This window comes from Delftia sp. BGA-UO-ETr-SB1, assembly GCF_059567865.1.
Genome location: NZ_JCAQOW010000006.1, coordinates 1356071 through 1376075, shown reverse-complemented (window position 1 = coordinate 1376075; position 20005 = coordinate 1356071). Strand labels below are relative to the sequence as shown.

Genomic DNA, 20005 nt, shown 5'->3' with positions numbered 1-20005 from the left:
CCATGAAAATCATCCCCCGCGAGATCCCTGCGCAGCAGGCCTCGGCACTGCGCCAGGCCGGCGTCCATCCGCTGCTGGCCCAGCTCTACGCCGCACGCGGCGTGTGTTCCGCCGACGAACTGGACGACACCCCTGCACGCCTTCTGGCCCCCTCCGGCCTGCTGGGCATGGAGGCCGCCGTGCGGCTGCTGGCCGACGCCATAGAACGCGGCCTGCGCCTGTGCATCGTGGCCGACTACGACTGCGACGGCGCCACCGCCTGCGCCGTGGGCTGGCGCGGCCTGCGCATGCTGGGCGCGACCGAGGTCAGCTACCTGGTGCCGGATCGCGTGGTGGACGGCTACGGCCTGACGCCGCCCATCGCACGCCGCGTCAAGGAAACCGGCGCCGAGGTGATGGTCACCGTGGACAACGGCATTGCCAGCGTCGAAGGCGTGGCCGAGGCCAAGGCCCTGGGCCTGCAGGTGGTCGTCACCGACCACCACCTGCCCGGCAACCACCTGCCGCTGGCCGATGCCATCGTCAACCCCAACCAGCCCGGCTGCAGCTTCGAGAGCAAGTCCATGGCCGGTGTCGGCGTGATGTTCTACGTGCTGCTGGCCCTGCGTGCCGAGCTGCGCGCGCGCGGCCGCTTCGACAAGGCCAATCAGCCCCGGCTGGAGGCCCTGCTGCCCCTGGTCGCCCTGGGCACGGTGGCCGACGTGGTGCGGCTGGACGCCAACAACCGCCGCCTGGTCGCCCTGGGCCTGAAGCAGATCCGCCGTGGCCAGATGCAGCCGGGCCTGCTGGCCCTGTTCGAAGCCGCTGGCCGCAAGGCCTTTGCAGCCACCACGTTCGACTTCGGCTTTGCCCTGGGCCCGCGCATCAATGCCGCAGGCCGGCTGTCCGACATGACCATCGGCATCGAGTGCCTGACCACGGACGATGCGGGCCGCGCCGCCAACCTGGCGCAGATGCTGGACGCCATCAACCGCGAACGCCGCGAACTGGAAGGTGGCATGCGCGAGCAGGCCCTGCTCATGGCCGAAGGCCTGTGCGAGGACGGCATGACGCCGCCGGCCGCCATCAGCGTGTTCGACCCCGACTTCCACGAGGGTGTGGTCGGCATCGTGGCCTCGCGCATCAAGGACCGCATGCACCGGCCCAGCTTCGTCTTCGCCGCCAGCGGCGCGCCGGGGCACGAGCATGAACTCAAGGGCTCGGGCCGCTCCATTCCCGGCTTTCACCTGCGCGACGCGCTGGACCTGGTATCCAAGCGCCACCCGGGCCTGCTGCTGCGCTTTGGCGGCCACGCCATGGCGGCCGGCTGCACCATTGCCGAGGCCGGTTTCGCGGTGTTCGAGAAGGCCCTGGCCCAGGTGGCACAGGAATGGCTGGACGCGGCCACGCTGACGCGCCGCATAGAGACCGACGGACCGCTGGACCCGGATTTCCGCAAGCCCGAAATGGTCGAGCAGCTCAATCTCGCGGTCTGGGGCCAGGGCTTTGCCCCGCCCACCTTCAGCGAACAGCTGGAAGTGCTGTCACAGCGCCTGGTCGGTGAAAAGCACCTGAAACTGCAATTGCGCCATCAGGGCGAAACCGTGGACGGAATCTGGTTCGGCCATACCGACCCGCTGCCGCCATCGGCCTGCATTGCCTTTCGCATGGACATCAATGAATGGCGCGGAGAGCGCAAGGTGCAATTCCTGATCGAGGGAGTGCATTCGGACGCGTCCTAGAGACCCGGGGCGCCATTCACGGTGCCCCTCGGTTAATATCCCCGGTTTTTGCAACAAATTATTGCAAATTCATTCCAAGAAAACCGGGGAAATACTCATGACCTCTCGCCTGTGGCCTTGCACGGCCATTGCCATTACCCTGGCCGCCGGCCTTTCCGGCTGCGCCACCACCGAGCAATCGCGCACGCTTGAAACGGCCAAACCCGCTTCTGCATCCAGCGTCTATCAAGGCCCGCGCAGCCCCATTTCCGTGGGCAAATTCGACAACCGCTCCAGCTTTCAGCGCGGCATTTTCTCGGACGGCGTCGATCGCCTCGGTGGCCAGGCCAGAACCATCTTGGTAACCCACCTGCAGCAAAGCGGCCGATTCAGCGTGCTGGACCGCGACAACATGTCCGAGACCCGCCAGGAAGCGGGCTTCAACAAGCAGGAGCAAGCGATCAAGGGCGCCACCTATGTCGTGACCGGCGACGTGAGCGAGTTCGGCCGCAAGGTGGTCGGGGACCGCCAGTTCTTCGGCGTGCTCGGCCGTGGCAAGGAGCAGGTGGCCTATGCCAAGGTCAGCCTGAACATCGTCCGGGTGCAGACCTCCGAAGTCGTCTATTCGGTGCAGGGTGCGGGCGAATACAGCCTGTCGAACCGCGAAATCGTGGGATTCGGCAGCACGGCCGGCTATGACTCCACGCTCAACGGCAAGGTACTGGATCTGGCCATCCGCGAAGCCGTGGACAAGCTGGCGGCCGGCATTGACAGCGGCGCATGGAAGCCCGCGCAATGAAGCGCCCCATCCATTCGGCAACGGCCCTGGCCGCGCTGGCCATCTGCGCCACTTTGGCCGGCTGCGCTGCGCCGCGCCAGCCGCTGTATGCCTGGAATGACTACCAGCCCCAGGTCTACCAATACCTCAAGGATGACGGCAGTACCGGCGCCGAGGACCAATTGCTCAAGCTGGAAGAAGCCCGCATGAAGGTCCAGGCCGAGGGAAAGGCGCTGCCGCCCGGCTACCGCGCCCATATGGCCATGCTCTATTCCCGGACCGGCAACAACGAAAAGACGGTGGAGCAATTGGCCGAGGAAAAACAGCATTTCCCCGAGTCCGCCACCTTCATGGACACGCTGCTGCAAACCTTCACGGCCCGCAAGAATTGACATGCGCCTGACCGATCACATCAAGACCCTGGCACTTGCCATGACCGTGGCGCTGACCGGGTGCGCCACTACCGCGCCCTATGACTATTCGGCGCTGCGGGCATCCAAGCCTGCCTCCATCCTGGTCATGCCTGCGCTGAACCAGTCCCCGGAAGTGAATGCACCGGCGGGCGTGCTGTCCCAGATCACGCTGCCGCTGGCCGAGGCCGGCTACTACGTTCTGCCCGTGGCTGTCACCGAGGAAATGTTCCGCCAGAACGGCATCGTCAGCGCCGACGACGCCCAGGAACTGCCCGTGGCCAAGCTCCGTGAAATCTTTGGCGCCGATGCGGCCCTGTACCTGAACATCCGCAATTACGGCACCAGCTATGCGGTGATCAGCAGCGCCTCGGTGGTCACGCTGGAGGCCAGGCTGGTGGACCTGCGCACCGGCACCCAGCTGTGGGATGGCAGTGCCACGGCCTCCAGCGCCGAAGGGCAAAGCTCAGGCGGCGGACTGGTCGGCATCCTGGTGACGGCACTGCTCAACCAGATCCTGGACACCATGAACGACCGCAGCGTGCAGATCGCCTCCATCGCCAACCAGCGCCTGCTGTCGCCCATGGCGCAGCGCGGACTGCTGCCAGGCCCGCGCTCGCCCGACTACGGCAAGCCGCGCAACTGACGAAGGCCTGCAGGCCGGCGCTGACTTGCACGCCGGCCTGCATCCCCGCTCCTCCCGGTCAGAAGGTCTCCCAGTCGTCGTCCGCCCCGGCCTTGGCCGCTGTCCTGGCGGGGGCCTTCGCCACGGGCTGCTGGATCTTCTGGGGCGCCGGTGCATTGCGCACGGCCGGCGCTGGACGGACGGGTGCCGCAGGCGCAGGGCGCACCGCAGCAGTTGCACCGGTTGCACCGATAGATGCCGGCCGGCGTGCCGCTGCGGTGGCCGGCATGTGTGCCCTGGCCGGCGCCAGTGCGCTGCCCTCCTGCCCCAGCTTGAACACCGCCACCACCTCGGACAGGCGCCGCGCCTGGTCCTGCATGGCCAGCGCAGCCGCGCTGGATTCCTCGACCAGGGCCGCGTTCTGCTGGGTCATCTGGTCGAGCTGGGTCACGGCCTGGTTGACCTGGCCGATGCCGTCGCGCTGCTCGGTGGACGAGGCCGTGATCTCGCCGATGAGGTCGCTGACGCGGCGCACGCTGGAGACGATTTCCTCCATGGAACGCCCCGCCTGCTCCACCTGCTTCGAGCCCGACTGCACGTTGTCCACGCTGGTGGTGATCAGCAGCTTAATTTCCTTGGCCGCCTCGGCGCTGCGCTGGGCCAGCGAACGGACCTCGCCCGCCACCACGGCAAAGCCCCGGCCCTGCTCGCCAGCGCGGGCCGCTTCCACGGCGGCGTTCAGCGCCAGGATATTGGTCTGGAAGGCAATGCCGTCGATCACGCCGATGATGTCGGCGATCTTGCGGCTGCTGTCCGTGATCTGCTGCATGCTGGTGACCACCTGGGCCACCACGGCACCGCCCTGCTCGGCCGCCTGTGCGGCCGTGGCCGCCAGCTGGTTGGCCTGGCGCGCCGTGTCGGCCGACTGGGTGACGGTGGCCGTCAGCTCTTCCATGCTGGCCGCCGTCTCCTCCAGGTTGGCCGCTGTCTGCTCGGTGCGCGAGGACAGGTCCTGGTTGCCGCTGGCGATCTGGTTGGAGGCCGTGGACACGGACTCCACGCCAGAGCGCACTTCGCCCACCACGCCGCGCAGCCGCTGCGCCATGCCGTTGAGTGCGCCCAGCAGATGGCCCAGCTCATCGCCCCGGTTGCTTTGCACCGAGCCCGTGAGGTCGCCTGCGGCAATGCCGTCGGCCAGGGCCACGGCCTGGTCCAGCGGCCGCGTGATCGACCGCATGATGGCCACCCCCATGAACAGGCCCAGGGCCACGATGACCGCACTGGCCAGCGCACCGATCCAGTACGCCTGGCGCCGATGGGCCACGCCTTCCTCGCGCCCCAGCTCGCTTTGGCGCTCCAGTTGCTGCACGAAGGCTTCCTGCGCGCTGTTGTAGCGCTCGGCCGCCGGGCGCAGCTGCTTTTCAACGATGTCGAACGTGGTGGCGAAATCGCTGGCCTTGCGCGCCTCCTGGGCCGCCGAGTTGGCCTTGAGCGTCTCGCGGCGCTCGGCCGCCACGGCGTCCAGCGCCTGCTTGGACTGCGTGCCCAGCTGCAGGTCGCCCACCTGCTTTTGCAGCACGTTGATGCGCTCTATGCCCTTGCTCATCAACGCGCGCTGCTGTGCGGCCAGCGTCTCGTCGGGCGACATGGCCGCGACGATGGAGCGCTCCACGCTCATCTGCGTCAGATGCCGCCACTCGCGCGCCAGCGTGGCGCCGCTTTGCGCGGTCATCACATCGGTGTTGATCTTCTCGTTGACCCCGTGCAGATAGACCAAGATGCCGCCGTTGACCACCAGCATGCTCACCAGCAGTCCCAGCACCAGGGCCCACAGCTTCTGGGCGACCGTGATTTGATTCAGATTCATGGAAAAACCGATCTTTTTTATAACAATGCCGGAGCCAGGCCATGGCGCCCCTGCCGCCCATCGCTCCGGAAACCATTCTTGTCCACCCTTGACGGCGCCTGGCTGATCATCGTCATGCATCCGTCACTATTGAGGCCTGTTAACCCGCACTCAGGGAAGTCCCCCAGCCGCACTGCCCGGCTCGGAAAAGCACCGACACCTACAATGGACCGGTGCCCAAGTCCTATCTGAACGCCGATCTGCATAGCCACTCCGTGGTCTCGGATGGAACGCTGACGCCGGAGCAACTGGCCGAACGCGCCGCCTCCCGGGGCGTGCAGCTGTGGGCGCTGACCGACCATGACGAAGTCGGCGGCCAGCACCGCGCCGCCGCCGCCGCGCGCGCCTGCGGCATGGACTACCTGACGGGCGCCGAGATCTCGGTGAGCTTTGCAGGTGCCACCGTGCACATCGTGGGACTGGGCTTTGACGCGGACGACCCCGCCCTGCTCGAAGGGCTGCACGCCACGCGCGACGGGCGCGGCCCACGCGCCCGTGAGATGGCCCGCCAGCTGGAGCTGGCCGGCATCGAAGGCAGCTACGAAGGCGCGCTGCGCTTCGCTGGCAATCCCGGCCTGATCTCACGCACCCATTTCGCACGCTTTCTCGTGGAATCGGGCCGCTGCCGCGACACGGGCGAGGTGTTCCGCCACTACCTGACCGAAGGCCATCCCGGCTACGTGCCCCACACCTGGGCCCGCCTGGCCGACGCCGTGCGCTGGATCACGCAGGCCGGCGGTGTGGCGGTGATCGCCCATCCGGCCCGCTACGCGCTCACCGCCAACGAGGAATACGCGCTGTTTTCCGAATTCAAGGCCCATGGCGGCCAGGGCGTCGAGGTCGTCACCGGCAGCCACCGGCCCAGCGAATACACCATCTATGCCGACATGGCGCGCGAATTCGGCCTGGCCGCATCGCGCGGCAGCGATTTCCACAGCCCCGAGGAATCGCACACCGATCTGGGCGACCTGCCCTACCTGCCGGGCCAGCTGACGCCGGTATGGGAACTGCTGGGCGAGCGCATACAGCTGGCCTGAGCTCCTCCCGCCAACAACGCACACCATGGTCCTACGCTTCGAAGCCCACCCCGACAATCCCCAGCCCCGTCTCATCAAGCAGGCCGCCGACATGCTGCGCCAGGGCGCCATCCTGGCCATTCCCACGGATTCCAGCTACGCGCTGGTCTGCCATCTGGACGACCGCCCTGCGGTGGAGCGGCTTCGCCGCATCCGGCAGATCAACGACAAGCACCATCTCACGCTGCTGTGCCGCGACCTGTCGGAGCTGTCCAGCTATGCGCGCGTGGACAACCGACAGTACCGCCTGCTCAAGCTGGCCACGCCGGGGCCGTACACCTTCATCCTGGAAGCCTCCAAGGAAGTGCCCAAGCGCCTGAGCCATCCGTCGCGCAAGACCATCGGCCTGCGCGTGCCGGACCGCAAGGGCACGCAGCTGCTGCTGGAGCAACTGGGCGAGCCGCTGATCGCCACCACGCTGATCCCGCCGGGCGAGACCGAGGCCCTGCACGACGCGGATGCCATCCTGGAGCGCTTCCCCCACGAGCTTGACGCCATCGTCGATGCAGGCGCCTGCCCTTCGGAGCCGACCACCGTGATCGACCTGGTTCCCATGGCCCTGGGCAATCCGCCGACCGTGGTGCGCCAGGGAAGGGGCAGCCTGGACGCCCTGGGCCTTGAGATGGCCTGATGAAGATGGCCTGGCGAAGATGGCCCGAGCAGGGGCTATGCTCCGCACCGCATGAAAGACAAACGCCGGGCAAGCCCGGCGTTTGTGTTGTGAAGGGACGCTGACGAGAGAGATGCAGATCAGTGCTGCGCCAATTCCAGCGACCGCAGCGGCCGGGCCGCAGGCGTCGGCGTACGCTGCGGCGGCCTTGGCGAACTTGGAGAACTTGGCAAACTTACTGTGGGCGCCACGGCAACGGACGGGGCCAGCGCGGGCCTGGCCTGCGCTGCCGAGAACCCCGCGCCCGCCGCAGACTCTGGCTCGTCATCGAGCTTGAAGGCGCCCACCGCCTGCTCCAGATCCTGGGCGCGCTCGCTCAACGCCGAGGCCGCGCGCGAGGCCTGCTGCACCAGGGCTGCGTTCTCCTGGGTGGCGCTGTCCATGTGGCCCACGGCCGCGTTGACCTGGGCGATGCCCTCGCTTTGCTCGCGCAGCGCCTGCGACATTTCGCCCAGCAGGCCCGATACCTGGCCCACGGCGCCCACGATTTCCTGCATGGTGGCGCCCGCCTGGTTGACCAGGCCGGCTCCGCTTTCCACCTGGCGCACGCTGGTGGTGATCAGTTCCTTGATCTGCTTGGCGGCCTCGGCCGAGCGCCCGGCCAGGCTGCGCACCTCGCTGGCCACGACGGCAAAGCCCCGGCCCTGCTCGCCCGCACGCGCCGCCTCCACGGCCGCGTTGAGCGCCAGGATATTGGTCTGGAAGGCGATACCTTCGATGACCTGGATGATGTCCACGATCTTGCGCGAGCTGCCGCTGATGGCCTCCATGGTCTGCACCACCTCGCTCACCACGGCCCCGCCGCGCTTGGCGGTGGACGAGGCATCGACGGCCAGGCCGCTGGCCGAATGCGCGCGGTCGGCGTTCTGGCGCACGGTGGCGGTGAGCTGCTCCATGCTGGCCGCCGTCTGGGCCAGCGCCGAGACCTGGGCCTCGGTGCGGCGCGACAGGTCGGAGTTGCCGGCGTCGATCTCGCCAGCCGACAGGCCGATGGAATCGGTGGACTGCTTGATGCGGCCGACCAGCTCGGTCAGCGTGTCCTCCATGGTGCCCAGCGCGCCCAGCAGGCGGCCGAAGTCGCCTTGCAGCTCGGTCGAGAACTCCTGGCTCAAATCACCGGCCGCCACGGTCTCGGCAATCAGGATGGCCTGGCCCAGCGGCTGCACGATTCCCCGCCGCAGGCTGAACCAGGCCACCAGGGCCAGCACGCAAACGGCAGCCCCCAGCCCCAGCACCCACCAGCGCGTGTGCACCAGCGCCTGCTCGGCCACCGTGGTCGCTCCCCCGGCCGCCAGCGCCTGTTCGGCCTGCCCCAGTGAAAACACCGTGACCGCCATCATCGTGAAGACCAGCAGATTGATACCGCCGAACGCAATCACCAGCCGCCAGCCTATCGGCAGCCTGCCCAAGCCCAGTACGCCCACGTGCCACCTCTTGTACATATGGCCCGAGGGCCTTGGTGAAAAACCTGTTGAGGGAATCATCTCATCGGTGTTTCATTTTGCAACACAGAATGGGACATTGCCAATCTGCGGGAAACCACCATATCTACGCGGCCAGAGCGCAGCGCACGGGCTCTGGCGGCTGCCAGCGGCAAGGGTGGCCAGCGTCTGAGACAATGCCCGCCGTGGACATCTCCAACCTCATCCAGACCGTACTCATCTATGCCCTGCCCGTGCTCTTCGCGATCACGGTGCACGAGGCAGCCCACGGCTATGCCGCGCGCCACTTCGGCGACAACACGGCCGCCATGATGGGACGCATCACGCTCAACCCCATCAAGCACATCGACCCCATCGGCACCATCCTGATGCCGCTGCTGCTGTACTTCGCCACCTCGGGCGCCTTTCTGTTCGGCTACGCCAAGCCCGTGCCCGTGCGCTTCGACCAGTTGCGCAACCCCAAGCGCGACATGATCTGGGTGGCCCTGGCAGGCCCGGCCTCCAATTTCGTGCAGGCCCTGCTGTGGGGCGTGCTGCTGGTGGTTCTGGTGGGATCGGGCGTGGGCGAGCGCTTCTTCATAGAAATGTGCCGCGCCGGCATCCTGGTCAATCTGGTGATGTGGGCATTCAACCTGTTTCCGCTGCCGCCGCTGGACGGTGGCCGCATCCTTGTCGGCCTGCTGCCCTGGCGTCAGGCGCAGTGGGTGGCGCGCATCGAGCCTTGGGGCTTTTTCATCGTCATGGGCCTGGTCATCGCCGGCGTGGTCGGCAGCATGTGGCTTCGCCCGCTGATGGACCTGGGCTACGCCGTGATCGACTTCGCGCTGACCCCGCTGATCGCGCTGCTGCGCTGAACGCGCTGCAGAACGGTCCACCGGCTGTCTCTGCGGCTCCCTGTTTTTCTTTCCTGCCTGTCGAAGCCTCCCGTCATGAGCACCATCCGTTTCCTCACCGGCATCACTCCCAGCGGAACCCCGCACCTCGGCAACTATGCCGGCATGCTGCGCCCGGCCATCGCGGCCAGCCGCTCGCGCGAGGTCGAGAACTTCTACTTCCTGGCCGACTACCACGCCCTGATCAAATGCCAGGACCCGGCACGCGTGCAGCGCTCCACCATCGAGATCGCGGCCAGCTGGCTGGCGGCGGGGCTGGACCCCGAGCATGTGACCTTCTACCGCCAGTCCGACATTCCCGAGATCCCCGAGCTGTGCTGGCTGCTGACCTGCGTGACCGGCAAGGGCCTGCTCAACCGTGCCCACGCCTACAAGGCGGCCGTGGACAAGAACCACGCGGACGGCACCGAGACCGATGACGGCGTGACCGCCGGCCTGTTCATGTACCCCGTGCTCATGGCGGCCGACATCCTGGCCTTCAATGCGCACAAGGTGCCTGTGGGCCGCGACCAGGTCCAGCACATCGAGATGACGCGCGACATGGCCTCCAGCTTCAACCACATCTACGGCGGCGAGTTCTTCACGCTGCCCGAGGCGCAGGTCGAGGAGAACGTGGCCACGCTGCCCGGCCTGGATGGCCGCAAGATGAGCAAGAGCTACAACAACACCATCCCGCTGTTCTCCTCGCGCGAGCAGCTGCGCAAGCTCATCGGCAGCATCACCACCGACTCGCGCACGCCCGGCGAGCCCAAGGAAGTCGAGGGCTCGGCCCTGTTCCAGATCTACCAGGGCTTTGCCAGCGAAGAGGAAACCGAGGCGCTGCGCCGCCAGTACGCCGAAGGCATTGCCTGGGGCGACGCCAAGCAGCAGCTGTTCGAGCGCATCGACCGCGAGCTGGCGCCCATGCGCGAGCGCTACGAGCACCTGGTGGCCCACCCTGCCGAGCTGGAGGACATCCTGCAGGCCGGCGCCGCCAAGGCCCGCCGCGAGACCCTGCCCCTGATCCGCGAACTGCGCTCGGCCGTCGGCCTGCGCAGCCTGGCACAGGCGCCCGTGGCCGCCAAGGCCAAAGCCGCCAGGCAGGCCCTGCCCCAGTTCAAGCAATACCGCGAAGCCGACGGCAAGTTCTACTTCAAGCTCGTCGCCGCCGACGGCCAGCTGCTGCTGCAAAGCCTGGGCTTCGACGCCCCCAAGGAAGCCGGCCAGGCCATTGGCCAGCTCCAAAAGGAAGGCGAGGCGGCCCTGTCCGCACTGCAGCCCCGGCTGCAGCCCGCAGACCCCCAGTTGGTGCTGGCCGCCCTGCAGCAACTGCGCGATGCCGCAGAGTAAGGGTAAGCTTCGCTTTAGAAACCGCCTATTTGCGGGCAGTCTTGCCCGCGGGCTCGGCGCCGGGATTGCGGCGCATGCGTGAAAGGACATTTGGATGCGTATAGCTGCTCTGGACGATGATCCGCTGCAACTGGAGATGCTGCGTCAGGTCGCGCTGGAGACGGGCCACAGCTGCCACACCTACCAGACGGGCTCGGCCCTGCAACTGGAGCTTCGCCGCGAGAGCTTCGACCTGCTGATCGTGGACTGGCACCTCCCGGACATGGAAGGAACGGACCTGGTGCGATGGGCGCGTGGCCATGTCAGCCGCGAGCTGCCCATCCTCATCATCACCCACCGCAGCGAAGAGGCCGACATCGTCGAGGGCCTGTCCTGCGGCGCCGACGACTTCATGGTCAAGCCCGTGCGCCATGCCGAGTTGCGCGCGCGCATGGCCGCCCTGTTGCGCCGCGCCTATCCGGTGAACACGCAAAGCGTGCTGGAGTTCGGCCCCTACCGTTTCCTCACCACCACCAACAGCCTGGAAATGCACGGCCAGCCCATCGAGGTGACGCACCGCGAGTACACGCTGGCCCTGACCCTGTTCCAGAACCAGGGCCGGCTGCTGTCGCGCGAGCACCTGCGCGAAGCCGTGTGGGGACACAACGCCGAAGTGCAGTCGCGCTCGCTGGACACGCATATCTCGCGCCTGCGCGCCCTGCTGAACCTGCGCGCTGGACAGCCCTACGCCATCAGTGCCGTGTACGGCTATGGCTATCGCCTCGATGTGCCCGACGCAGCGCTGCAGGCGCTGCAGCAGGCATCATGACCGTACACATGCCTGCCGCCCTGGGCAGGCCCGTATCGCGGGCCTGCATGCTGGCCGCTCTCGGCCTGCTTGGCCTGGGCGGCGCGCAGGCCCAGATCAAACCCGTGGGCCGCAACGGCGACACGATGGCGCACCGGGTCGTCGCCGGCGACACGCTGGAGCAGTTGGCGGCCCGCTACCTGGGCGATGCCCGCCAGTGGACCGATCTGCAGCAGCACAACGGCGTGGCCAATCCCTACCGCCTGCGGCCAGGTTCCGTGCTGGAGATCCCCGTGCGCCTGCTGCGCGCCGCAGTGGCCTCCGTGGAATTCGTGCAGGGCGATGCGCGCAGCACGCGCCCGCTGGACCACCTGGCCGATACGCAGGGCGCGGCCGGAGACGATGCGGGCCAGCCCCTGCGCAAGGGACAGACGCTGCAGGAAGGCGAGCGCCTGCAGCTGGCCCCGGACGCATTCGTCGCCGTGCGCCTGGCCGATGGCTCGCTGGTGCGCGTGCAGTCGCAGTCCGATGTGGTGCTGCGCCAGATGCGCCGCAAAGGCCGTGCCGGCAGCCTGCAGTCCGTACTGGACCTGCGCGAGGGCGGCGTCGAGGCCTCCGTGCCGCCCGAACCCGGCAACGCACAGCGCCGCTTCGAGATCCGCACGCCCGCTGCATCGACCAGCGTGCGCGGCACCCGCTTCCTGGTCCAGGCCGATGCCGCCGGCAGCACGGCAGCCGCCGTCGATGAAGGCACCGTCGCCGTGGGCTCCGACGCTTCAAGCGCGAACACTGGCGATGCGCTGCTGCGCCCGGGCCAGGGCGTGGCCGTGGCCGCCAATGGCCGCGTAGGCGAGCCCCGCCCCATGCTGGGTGCGCCCGACATCACGGCGTGGCCCGCGCTGGCGGAAGACGCCAACTGGATCAGCCTGCCCCTGCCTGGCTTGCCGGGCGCCGTGCGCTACCAGCTACAGCTGTCGCGCGATGCCGACATGACGCAGGTGCTGCGCAGCGCCAGCTTCCAGGCCACGGCATCGCCGCTTCGCCTGGCGGGCGTGGAGGACGGCGATTACGTGCTGTCCCTGCGCGGCATCGATGCCCAGGGCATTCCGGGCGCCGCCAGCCGCCGCGCCCTGCGCGTCAAGGCCCATCCCGTGCCGCCGCTGTATGAATCACCGCAGGCCGACGCCACCGTGGGCCTGGGCCGCGCCAGCCTGCAATGCACCCAGGTCGTGGGCGCCGCGCGCTACCGCATCCAGGTCGTCTCTGCCGATGCGCAGGCCGGCTTTGCCGAGCCCGCCATCGATGCACGCGACCTGAACGACTGCACGCTGCCCGCCACCACGCTGGCCCGCCTGCCGGCCGGACGCTATCTCTGGCGTGCCGCCAGCATTCGCACGCTGGCCGATGGACAGCCCGACCAGGGCCCGTTTGCCGCAGCCCAGGCCATGCAACTGGCTGCCGTTCCTCCCCAGCCCTCGGCCAGCGCGCTGCAGATGGGTGACGGCCCCGCAGAAGGCAGCCGCCAGATCCGCTGGAGCGGCGAGCCCGGCCAGCGCTACCACGTGATGGTGGCGCGCGACCAGGAGTTCACCGCGCCGCTGGTGGACCTCTGGACCGACCAGCCGCAATGGAGCACCGAGGAGCTGCCCGCAGGCAGCTACTACCTGCGCCTGCAGATCGAGGATGCCAACGGCCTGCGCAGCGACTTCTCGGCCGCGCGCCAATTCCGCACCGGCAGCTGGATCGTCGACGCCAGCGGCGAGATGATGCATTCGGGCAACGGAGAGCGCCTGCAGCGCCAGTAGCCGTGCCCGTTCATTCCCTGACCGCGCTTGTCCACCCAGCCGCCCCCGCCTGACAGCCCCGCCACGCCGGCGCAGCCAGCGCCTGCGCGTGGCCGTGGACTGCGGCGGGACTGGCTGCTGCTGGCGGCGGGCCTGCTGTCCCTGGTGTTCTGGCTCAGCGGCGACGGGCAGCTCGACCGCATCAACGGCTTCGTACAGGACACGGCCAGCTGGCTGCACCGCCCCAAGGCATCGCAGGACATCGTCATCGTCGCCATCGACGATGCCAGCATCGACGCCATTGGCCGCTGGCCCTGGCGCCGCGCACTGCACGCCGGCCTGCTGGAGCGCATCAGCCAGGCACCGCCGCGCGCCATAGGCCTGGACGTGATGCTCAGCGAGGAAGACCTGGACTACCCCGGCGACGACCTGCTGCTGGCACGCGTTCTGCAGCGCAGCGGCCGCACCGTCTTGCCCGTGGCGCCAGGCAGCGGTCCGCTGCCGGCCTTCGCACAGGCGGCAGCGGCGCTGGGCCATACCCAGCTGCCCGTGGACGCCGATGGCGCGGTGCGTGGCTTCCATGCCATAGAAGGCAGTGCGCAGCAGCCCTGGTGGCACATGGCGCTGGCCCTGCACTGCGTGGGCGAGAACGGCCGCGCATGCGCCCGCCCGGAGCCCGTGCCGCCCATGGACTCCGACTCACTCTCCTGGCAACGCCGCCAGCAGGAGATCATTGCCTTTGCACAGGCCAGGCCGGAGCAAGGCGCCAGGGACCGCTCGCCCTTCACCACCTATTCCTACATCGACGTGCTGCGCGGCCGCATTCCTGCAGCGGCATTCCGCGGCAAATACGTGCTCATCGGCACGACGGCCACCGGCCTGGGCAGCCGCTTCACCGCACCGCTGGGCACCAGCGCGCGGCCCATCTCCAGCGTGGAGATGCTGGCCCATGTACTCAACGGCAGCCTACAGGGATCGCATGTGCATCCCGCGTCGGCCACGCTCAACCGCGCGCTCAATGCGGCAGCCGTGCTGCTGGCCCTGCTGGCCCTGGCCTGGCTGGGCCCGTCGGGCGGCATGCTGGCCTGCGCGCTGCTGGCCCTGGCCTGCCTTTCGCTGGCCGGGCTTGCACCGCGCCTGTGGCAGGTGCAGACGGCGCCTGCAGCCGGCCTGCTGGGCCTGGCCCTGGCCTATCCGCTATGGAGCTGGCTGCGCCTGCGCGCCGCCGCGCGCTTTCTGGCGCTGGAGCTGCGCGACCTGCAGGGGCAGGGCCTGCCCACCGCGCTGCGCCTGGGCGGCGACCTGCTGGACCAGCGCATCGCGGCCGTGGAGCAGGCTTCGCGCCAACTGCGCGCCCTGCACCATTTCGTCAGCGAAAGCCTGCGCCAGCTGCCCTCGCCCACCTTTGTCTGCGACCGGCAGGGCCATGTACTGCTGGCCAATGCCGCAGCCCACGCCTATGCACGCAGCCTGGGGCATGGCCTCAGGGCCGGCGATGCCCTGCCCCGGCTGCTCGATGGTCTGCGGGCACTGGACACGGCAGCCGGCGCATCCGCCGGCCAGCCCTTGCTCACGCCCGAGGTACTTGCCACCCACGGCCTGCCGCCCAGCAGCGAGGGGCGCGACCCCATGGGACGCAGCCTGATGCTGCTGACCCAGACCTTCGAGGCACCGCCCACCACGGGCTGGCTGATCACCCTGGTCGATATCAGCGATCTGCGCAGCGCCCAGGCCCAGCGCGACCTGGCCATGCAGTTCATCTCGCACGACATCCGGGCGCCCGTGGCATCCATCATCACCTTGCTGGAGATGCAGCGCGGCGCCGTACAGGCGCCCGACCTCGGCCTCCTGCTGCCGCGCATCGAAGGCTATGCCCAGGCCTCCCTGCAGCTGGCCGACGATTTCGTGCACCTGGCACGCGCCCAGCAGCAGGCGCTGCGCCGGGAACGGCTGGACCTGGGCCTGGTGCTGGACCAGGCCGTGGAAAGCTGCTGGGCCCAGGCCTCTGCGGCCCACGTGCAGCTGGAGTTCCACCTGCCCGAACAGGAATGCCCCGTGCTGGGCGATGCGGGCATGCTCCACCGCGCGGCCGTCAACCTGATCGGCAACGCCATCAAGTACGGAGCGCGCGCAGATCAGGCCAACCTCGCCACGGTGCAATGCCTGCTGCGGCAGGACGCAGGCCATTGCCGCATCACCATCCGGGACCACGGGCCCGGCATGGATGGGCAGGCCGTCGCCCGGCTGAGCCAGCCGTTCGAGCGCCTGGACCATCACCAGCACCTCGACGGCGTGGGCCTGGGCCTGGCCTTTGTGCGCACCGTGGCCGCCCGCCATGGCGGGCAGCTTGAGATAGAAAGCACGCCCGGCCAGGGCAGCGCCTTCAGCATCGCGCTGCCGAAAGCGGAACAGGCCTGACTGGCATCTCAGGGATGCGGATGCAGAAAACGAAAAAGCCCTGAAGTTTTTCAACTTCAGGGCTTTGCGTTTTTTGGTGCGGCTGGCAGGAATCGAACCCACGACCCCTTGGTTCGTAGCCAAGTACTCTATCCAGCTGAGCTACAGCCGCAACGCTTCGCATTGTAGCAGCGGGTTTTGGGGCTCCCGGACAAAAGCGCCATATTTCTGCAAAAAACCCGGCGACCGCATTTCCTGGCAACCGGGCGATGGCATCGCCATGCAGCGCCGTGCGCCCAGCAAAAAAGCCTGCCGCCCGGAAAGGCGGCAGGCTTTTCATACCAATGGATGGTAGGGCCTCCCAGAGTCGAACTGGGCACCAACGGATTATGAGTCCGCTGCTCTAACCAAGCATGAGCTAAGGCCCCTGATTCACCAAGGCAGCACGGATGCAGGCCATGGCAAACAACTATTGTAGAGCCTAACCCGCAGGACTCAGCGCTTGTGACTCAGCGCATTGCTGACGAGCTTGGAGGTGATGTCCACGATCTGGATCATGCGGTCGTAGTGCATGCGGGTGGGCCCGATCACGCCCAGCGTGCCCACCACCTTGCCGTCGAGCTCGTAGGGCGCGCTGACCACGGACAGCTCCTCGAAAGGCACGACCTGGCTTTCACCGCCGATGTAGATGCGCACGCCTTCCGCCTGGCTGGAAAAATCCAGCAGCCTGAGGATCTGGGTCTTTTGCTCGAACAGGTCGAAGGCGCGGCGCAGATTGCCCATGTCGCTGGAGAAATCGCTGACCGACAGCAGGTTGCGCTCGCCCGCGATGACCACGTCCTCCTGGGCGCTGGTCATGGCCTCCGTGCCGATGTTGACGGCCGCCTGCATGAGCGTGGCCACCTCGCCGCGCAGCAGCTCCACCTCGCCCTTGAGGCGCTCGCGCACCTCCTCCATGGCCAGGCCCGCGTAGTGGCTGTTGAGGAAGTTGGAGGCTTCGATCAGCTGCGAGGACGAGTAGTCCACGTCGGTGAAGATGACGCGGTTTTGCACGTCACCGTCGGGCGATACGATGATGACCAGAAAACGCCGCTCCGACAGCCGCACGAATTCGATGTGCTTGAACACCGAGGTGCGGCGCGGCACCAGCACCACGCCCACGAACTGGGAAAGGCTGGAAAGCAGGTTGGCGGCGTTGGCGATGACTTTCTGCGGCTGCTCGGGCACGAGCTCGGGCGTCACGATATCGGCACGGTCTGCAGTGAGCATGGTGTCCACGAACAGCCGGTAGCCCCGGGCGGTCGGAATGCGGCCCGCCGAGGTGTGCGGGCTGATGATCAACCCCAGGTCTTCGAGGTCAGCCATCACATTGCGTATCGTGGCAGGCGACAATTCAAGCCCCGACGCACGCGACAGGGTTCGCGAGCCCACAGGCTGGCCGTCAGCGATATAACGCTCGATCAGCGCTTTGAGCAACAACTTGGCACGTTCGTCGAGCATGTGATGATTTTAATGATGTAATTTCCAGAAATGACGTCCACGTTTCGCCACGTTGCCTTGATCGGGAAGTACCACGCTCCCAGCGCAAGCGCCCCGTCCGAGAATGCCAGCAACGCGCTTGAGCGCATTGCGGACTTCCTCAGGCGCCAGGGCTGCGAAGTCGTGCTTGATACCCAATCGGCCCTGCACGCAGGGCTCACAGACTACCCCACCCTCGATGTCGATGGCCTGGGCAGGCATTGCGACCTGGGCCTGGTCGTCGGCGGCGACGGCACCATGCTCGGCGTGAGCCGGCACCTGGCGCAATACGGAACGCCCCTGATCGGGGTGAACCAGGGCCGCCTGGGCTTTGTCACGGACATCGCGCTGGAGGACTTCGAGGCCACGCTCACGCCCATGCTGCAGGGCGAATACGAGGAGGACCTGCGTCCTCTGATGTGCGCCCGCGTGATCCGCGACGGCCAGTGCGTGTTCGAGGCCCTGGCCATGAACGACGTGGTGGTCAACCGCGGCGGCACATCGGGCATGGTGGAGCTGCGCATCGAGGTGGGCGGCCGCTTTGTCTCCAACCAGCGCGCCGACGGCCTGATCGTGGCCACGCCCACGGGCTCCACGGCCTATGCGCTGTCCGCCGGCGGGCCGATGATGCACCCTTCCATCCCTGCCTGGGTGATGGCCCCCATTGCGCCGCACAACCTGTCCAACCGCCCCATCGTGCTGTCCGATGCCAACGAGGTCACGATCGAGGTCGTGGCCGGGCGCGATGTCAGCGCCAATTTCGACATGCAGTCCCTGGCCTCGCTGCAGCACGGCGACCGCATCCTCGTGAGCCGCGCCCACCACAGCGTGCGCTTTCTGCACCCCAAGGGCTGGAACTACTTCGCCACGCTGCGCAAGAAACTGGGCTGGAACGAGGGAGGCGCCTGACCATGGCGCTCAAGCGCATCGTTCTGCGCGACTTCGTGATCGTGCAGGCCCTGGATCTGGACTGGCATGCGGGCTTCACCGTGCTGACCGGGGAGACCGGCGCCGGCAAATCCATCCTGATCGACGCATTGCAGCTGGCCCTGGGCGCCCGCGCCGACGCCGACGTGGTGCGCGAAGGCTGCACCCAGGCCGACATCTGCGTGGAGTTCGACGGCTGCGCGCGGCTGCGCCCCTGGCTGGAGGCCGCAGGCCTGGCCTGCGAGGACAGCAGCCTGCTGCTGCGGCGCACGGTGGACACCCAGGGCCGCAGCCGCGCCTGGATCAACGGCACGCCGGCCACGGCCACGCAGCTGCGCGCCCTGGGCGAGCAGCTCATCGACATCCACGGCCAGCATGCCTGGCAAAGCCTCACGCGGCCCGATGCGGCGCGCGCCCTGCTCGATGCCTATGCGGGCATCGACAGCCGCGAGGTCCAGGGCTGCTGGAGCCGTTGGTCCCAGGCCCGGCAGGCGCTGCAGCATGCGCAATCCGCCCAGGACAGCCTGCAGCGCGAGCGCGAGCGGCTGCAGTGGCAGATCACCGAACTCGACAAGCTGGCCCCGCAGGCCGACGAGTGGGACGAGCTCAATGCCCAGCACACGCGCCTGTCCCATGCCCAGACCCTGATCGACACCGCCCAGACCACGCTGCAGATGCTGGAGGACGACGAGGCCGGCGTGATCACTCCGCTGGGCCGCGCCAGCCACCTGATCCAGAACCAGGAGCACCTGGAGCCCGACTTCCAGAACATTGCCGACGTGCTGGCCTCGTGCATGGCCCAGGCGCAGGATGCGCGCCATTCGCTGCAAAGCTATCTGCGCCGCGCCGACCTGGACCCCGAGCGCCTGGCCGAGCTCGATGAGCGCCTGTCGCTGTGGATGCAGCTGGCGCGCCGCTACCGCCGCACGCCCGATGAATTGCCCGCGCTGCTGGCCGGATGGCGCCAGGAGCTGCAGCAGCTGGACGCCGCCGTGGACATCGAGGCCCTTCATGCGGCCGAGCAATCGGCGCAGCAGCACTACCAGGCCAGCGCCCGGGTGCTGTCGCAGCAGCGCGCCCTGGCCGCGCCGCGCCTGTCGCGCGCCATCACCCAGGCCATGCAGGGCCTGGGCATGGAAGGCGGCCTGTTCGAGGCCGCCCTGTCCACGGCCGACTCCCCTGGTGCCTTTGGCGTGGACAGCGTGGCCTTCCTGGTTGCCGGCCATCCTGGGGCCAGTCCCAAGCCGATTGCCAAGGTGGCCTCGGGCGGCGAGCTGTCGCGCATTTCGCTGGCGATCGCCGTGACCACCAGCGAGCTGGGCGAGGCCGGCACGCTGATCTTCGACGAGGTGGACTCGGGCGTGGGCGGCGCCGTTGCCGAGACCGTGGGCCGCCTCATGCACGCACTGGGCCGATCGCGGCAGGTGCTGTCCGTCACCCATCTGCCGCAGGTTGCCGCCTGCGCCGACCAGCACTACCTGGTGGCCAAGCAGCGCGCCAGGCAAGGCACGCTCAGCACCGTGCAGCCGCTGGACAGCGCCGCACGCGAGGCCGAGCTGGCGCGCATGCTCGGTGGCGAGCGCCAGTCCGAAACCACGATGGCCCATGCCCGCGAAATGCTGGCCATGGCGCGCCAGGCACCTGCACCCCGCCCACCCCCGCGACGGGCCGGCCGGCAGCGGCCCCAGGCCGATGCCGACCGCACACGGTCCAAGCCGGGACGCGCGGCCAACGGCGCGCGCAACACCAATGGAGGCTGATGC

16 protein-coding genes and 2 tRNA genes are annotated in these 20005 nt (G+C 68.1%); 13 read left to right on the top strand and 5 right to left on the bottom strand.

The window, feature by feature from the left end:
- Positions 1 to 2 precede the first annotated feature (2 nt).
- The 4 genes from recJ (at position 3) to AC57B5_RS24995 (ending at position 3534) form a co-directional block, all read left to right on the top strand.
- The gene (gene recJ / locus AC57B5_RS25010) at positions 3 to 1721 is read left to right on the top strand and encodes a single-stranded-DNA-specific exonuclease RecJ (protein WP_065345782.1); all 1719 of its coding nucleotides are present in this window, start codon (positions 3 to 5) and stop codon (positions 1719 to 1721) included.
- Positions 1722 to 1818: 97 nt separating this feature from the next.
- A complete protein-coding gene (locus AC57B5_RS25005) occupies positions 1819 to 2499 on the top strand; it encodes a CsgG/HfaB family protein (protein ID WP_279211915.1) in 681 nt (226 codons plus the stop codon).
- Positions 2496 to 2870, top strand: a complete 375-nt coding sequence (locus AC57B5_RS25000) for a DUF4810 domain-containing protein (protein ID WP_063328200.1) — start codon at positions 2496 to 2498, stop codon at positions 2868 to 2870. The genes AC57B5_RS25005 and AC57B5_RS25000 overlap by 4 nt, the downstream gene beginning before the upstream one ends.
- A gap of 1 nt (position 2871) precedes the next feature.
- The gene (locus AC57B5_RS24995) at positions 2872 to 3534 is read left to right on the top strand and encodes a DUF799 domain-containing protein (protein ID WP_013800877.1); all 663 of its coding nucleotides are present in this window, start codon (positions 2872 to 2874) and stop codon (positions 3532 to 3534) included.
- Between the two features lie 58 nt (positions 3535 to 3592).
- Here the strand turns inward: AC57B5_RS24995 and AC57B5_RS24990 are convergent, their stop codons facing one another.
- Positions 3593 to 5380, bottom strand: a complete 1788-nt coding sequence (locus AC57B5_RS24990; protein ID WP_496400548.1) for a methyl-accepting chemotaxis protein — start codon at positions 5378 to 5380, stop codon at positions 3593 to 3595.
- A gap of 212 nt (positions 5381 to 5592) precedes the next feature.
- Here AC57B5_RS24990 and AC57B5_RS24985 point away from each other — a divergent pair, with 212 nt between their 5' ends.
- Both AC57B5_RS24985 and AC57B5_RS24980 read left to right on the top strand, forming a co-directional pair.
- Positions 5593 to 6456, top strand: a complete 864-nt coding sequence (locus tag AC57B5_RS24985) for a 3',5'-nucleoside bisphosphate phosphatase (protein ID WP_496400547.1) — start codon at positions 5593 to 5595, stop codon at positions 6454 to 6456.
- A gap of 25 nt (positions 6457 to 6481) precedes the next feature.
- Complete coding sequence (locus tag AC57B5_RS24980; RefSeq protein WP_012207210.1) at positions 6482 to 7126, top strand: L-threonylcarbamoyladenylate synthase; 645 nt, start codon at positions 6482 to 6484, stop codon at positions 7124 to 7126.
- Positions 7127 to 7245: 119 nt separating this feature from the next.
- Here AC57B5_RS24980 and AC57B5_RS24975 read toward each other — a convergent pair whose 3' ends face one another.
- Positions 7246 to 8607 (bottom strand): methyl-accepting chemotaxis protein, encoded by a 1362-nt coding sequence (locus tag AC57B5_RS24975; RefSeq protein WP_496400546.1) that lies wholly within the window; start codon positions 8605 to 8607, stop codon positions 7246 to 7248.
- Positions 8608 to 8783: 176 nt separating this feature from the next.
- Here AC57B5_RS24975 and AC57B5_RS24970 point away from each other — a divergent pair, with 176 nt between their 5' ends.
- The 5 genes from AC57B5_RS24970 (at position 8784) to AC57B5_RS24950 (ending at position 15818) form a co-directional block, all read left to right on the top strand.
- Positions 8784 to 9461, top strand: coding sequence for a site-2 protease family protein (locus tag AC57B5_RS24970; RefSeq protein WP_496400545.1), 678 nt, complete (start codon positions 8784 to 8786; stop codon positions 9459 to 9461).
- Between the two features lie 75 nt (positions 9462 to 9536).
- Entirely contained in the window at positions 9537 to 10829 is a 1293-nt protein-coding gene (locus AC57B5_RS24965; RefSeq protein WP_043825000.1) for a tryptophan--tRNA ligase, read from the top strand.
- A gap of 94 nt (positions 10830 to 10923) precedes the next feature.
- A complete protein-coding gene (locus AC57B5_RS24960) occupies positions 10924 to 11637 on the top strand; it encodes a response regulator transcription factor (RefSeq protein ID WP_012207214.1) in 714 nt (237 codons plus the stop codon).
- Positions 11634 to 13421 carry a FecR family protein gene (locus AC57B5_RS24955; protein ID WP_013800871.1) on the top strand — a complete coding sequence of 596 codons (1788 nt, stop codon included), beginning with the start codon at positions 11634 to 11636 and terminating at the stop codon, positions 13419 to 13421. Before AC57B5_RS24960 ends, AC57B5_RS24955 begins: the two co-directional genes overlap by 4 nt.
- A gap of 27 nt (positions 13422 to 13448) precedes the next feature.
- Entirely contained in the window at positions 13449 to 15818 is a 2370-nt protein-coding gene (locus tag AC57B5_RS24950) for a CHASE2 domain-containing protein (RefSeq protein ID WP_496400544.1), read from the top strand.
- Between the two features lie 74 nt (positions 15819 to 15892).
- Here AC57B5_RS24950 and AC57B5_RS24945 read toward each other — a convergent pair.
- The 3 genes from AC57B5_RS24945 to hrcA all read right to left on the bottom strand — a co-directional run bounded on the left by AC57B5_RS24945 (position 15893) and on the right by hrcA (position 17297).
- Positions 15893 to 15969, bottom strand: a tRNA-Arg gene (locus AC57B5_RS24945).
- 177 nt (positions 15970 to 16146) lie between these two features.
- Positions 16147 to 16225 (bottom strand) — tRNA-Ile (locus tag AC57B5_RS24940).
- A gap of 67 nt (positions 16226 to 16292) precedes the next feature.
- Positions 16293 to 17297 carry a heat-inducible transcriptional repressor HrcA gene (gene hrcA / locus AC57B5_RS24935; RefSeq protein ID WP_012207217.1) on the bottom strand — a complete coding sequence of 335 codons (1005 nt, stop codon included), beginning with the start codon at positions 17295 to 17297 and terminating at the stop codon, positions 16293 to 16295.
- 30 nt (positions 17298 to 17327) lie between these two features.
- Between hrcA and AC57B5_RS24930 the strand changes: the two genes are divergently transcribed.
- Both AC57B5_RS24930 and recN read left to right on the top strand, forming a co-directional pair.
- Complete coding sequence (locus tag AC57B5_RS24930) at positions 17328 to 18224, top strand: NAD kinase (RefSeq protein ID WP_012207218.1); 897 nt, start codon at positions 17328 to 17330, stop codon at positions 18222 to 18224.
- Positions 18225 to 18226: 2 nt separating this feature from the next.
- Positions 18227 to 20002 carry a DNA repair protein RecN gene (recN, locus tag AC57B5_RS24925; RefSeq protein WP_013800868.1) on the top strand — a complete coding sequence of 592 codons (1776 nt, stop codon included), beginning with the start codon at positions 18227 to 18229 and terminating at the stop codon, positions 20000 to 20002.
- The last annotated feature ends 3 nt before the right edge of the window (positions 20003 to 20005 follow it).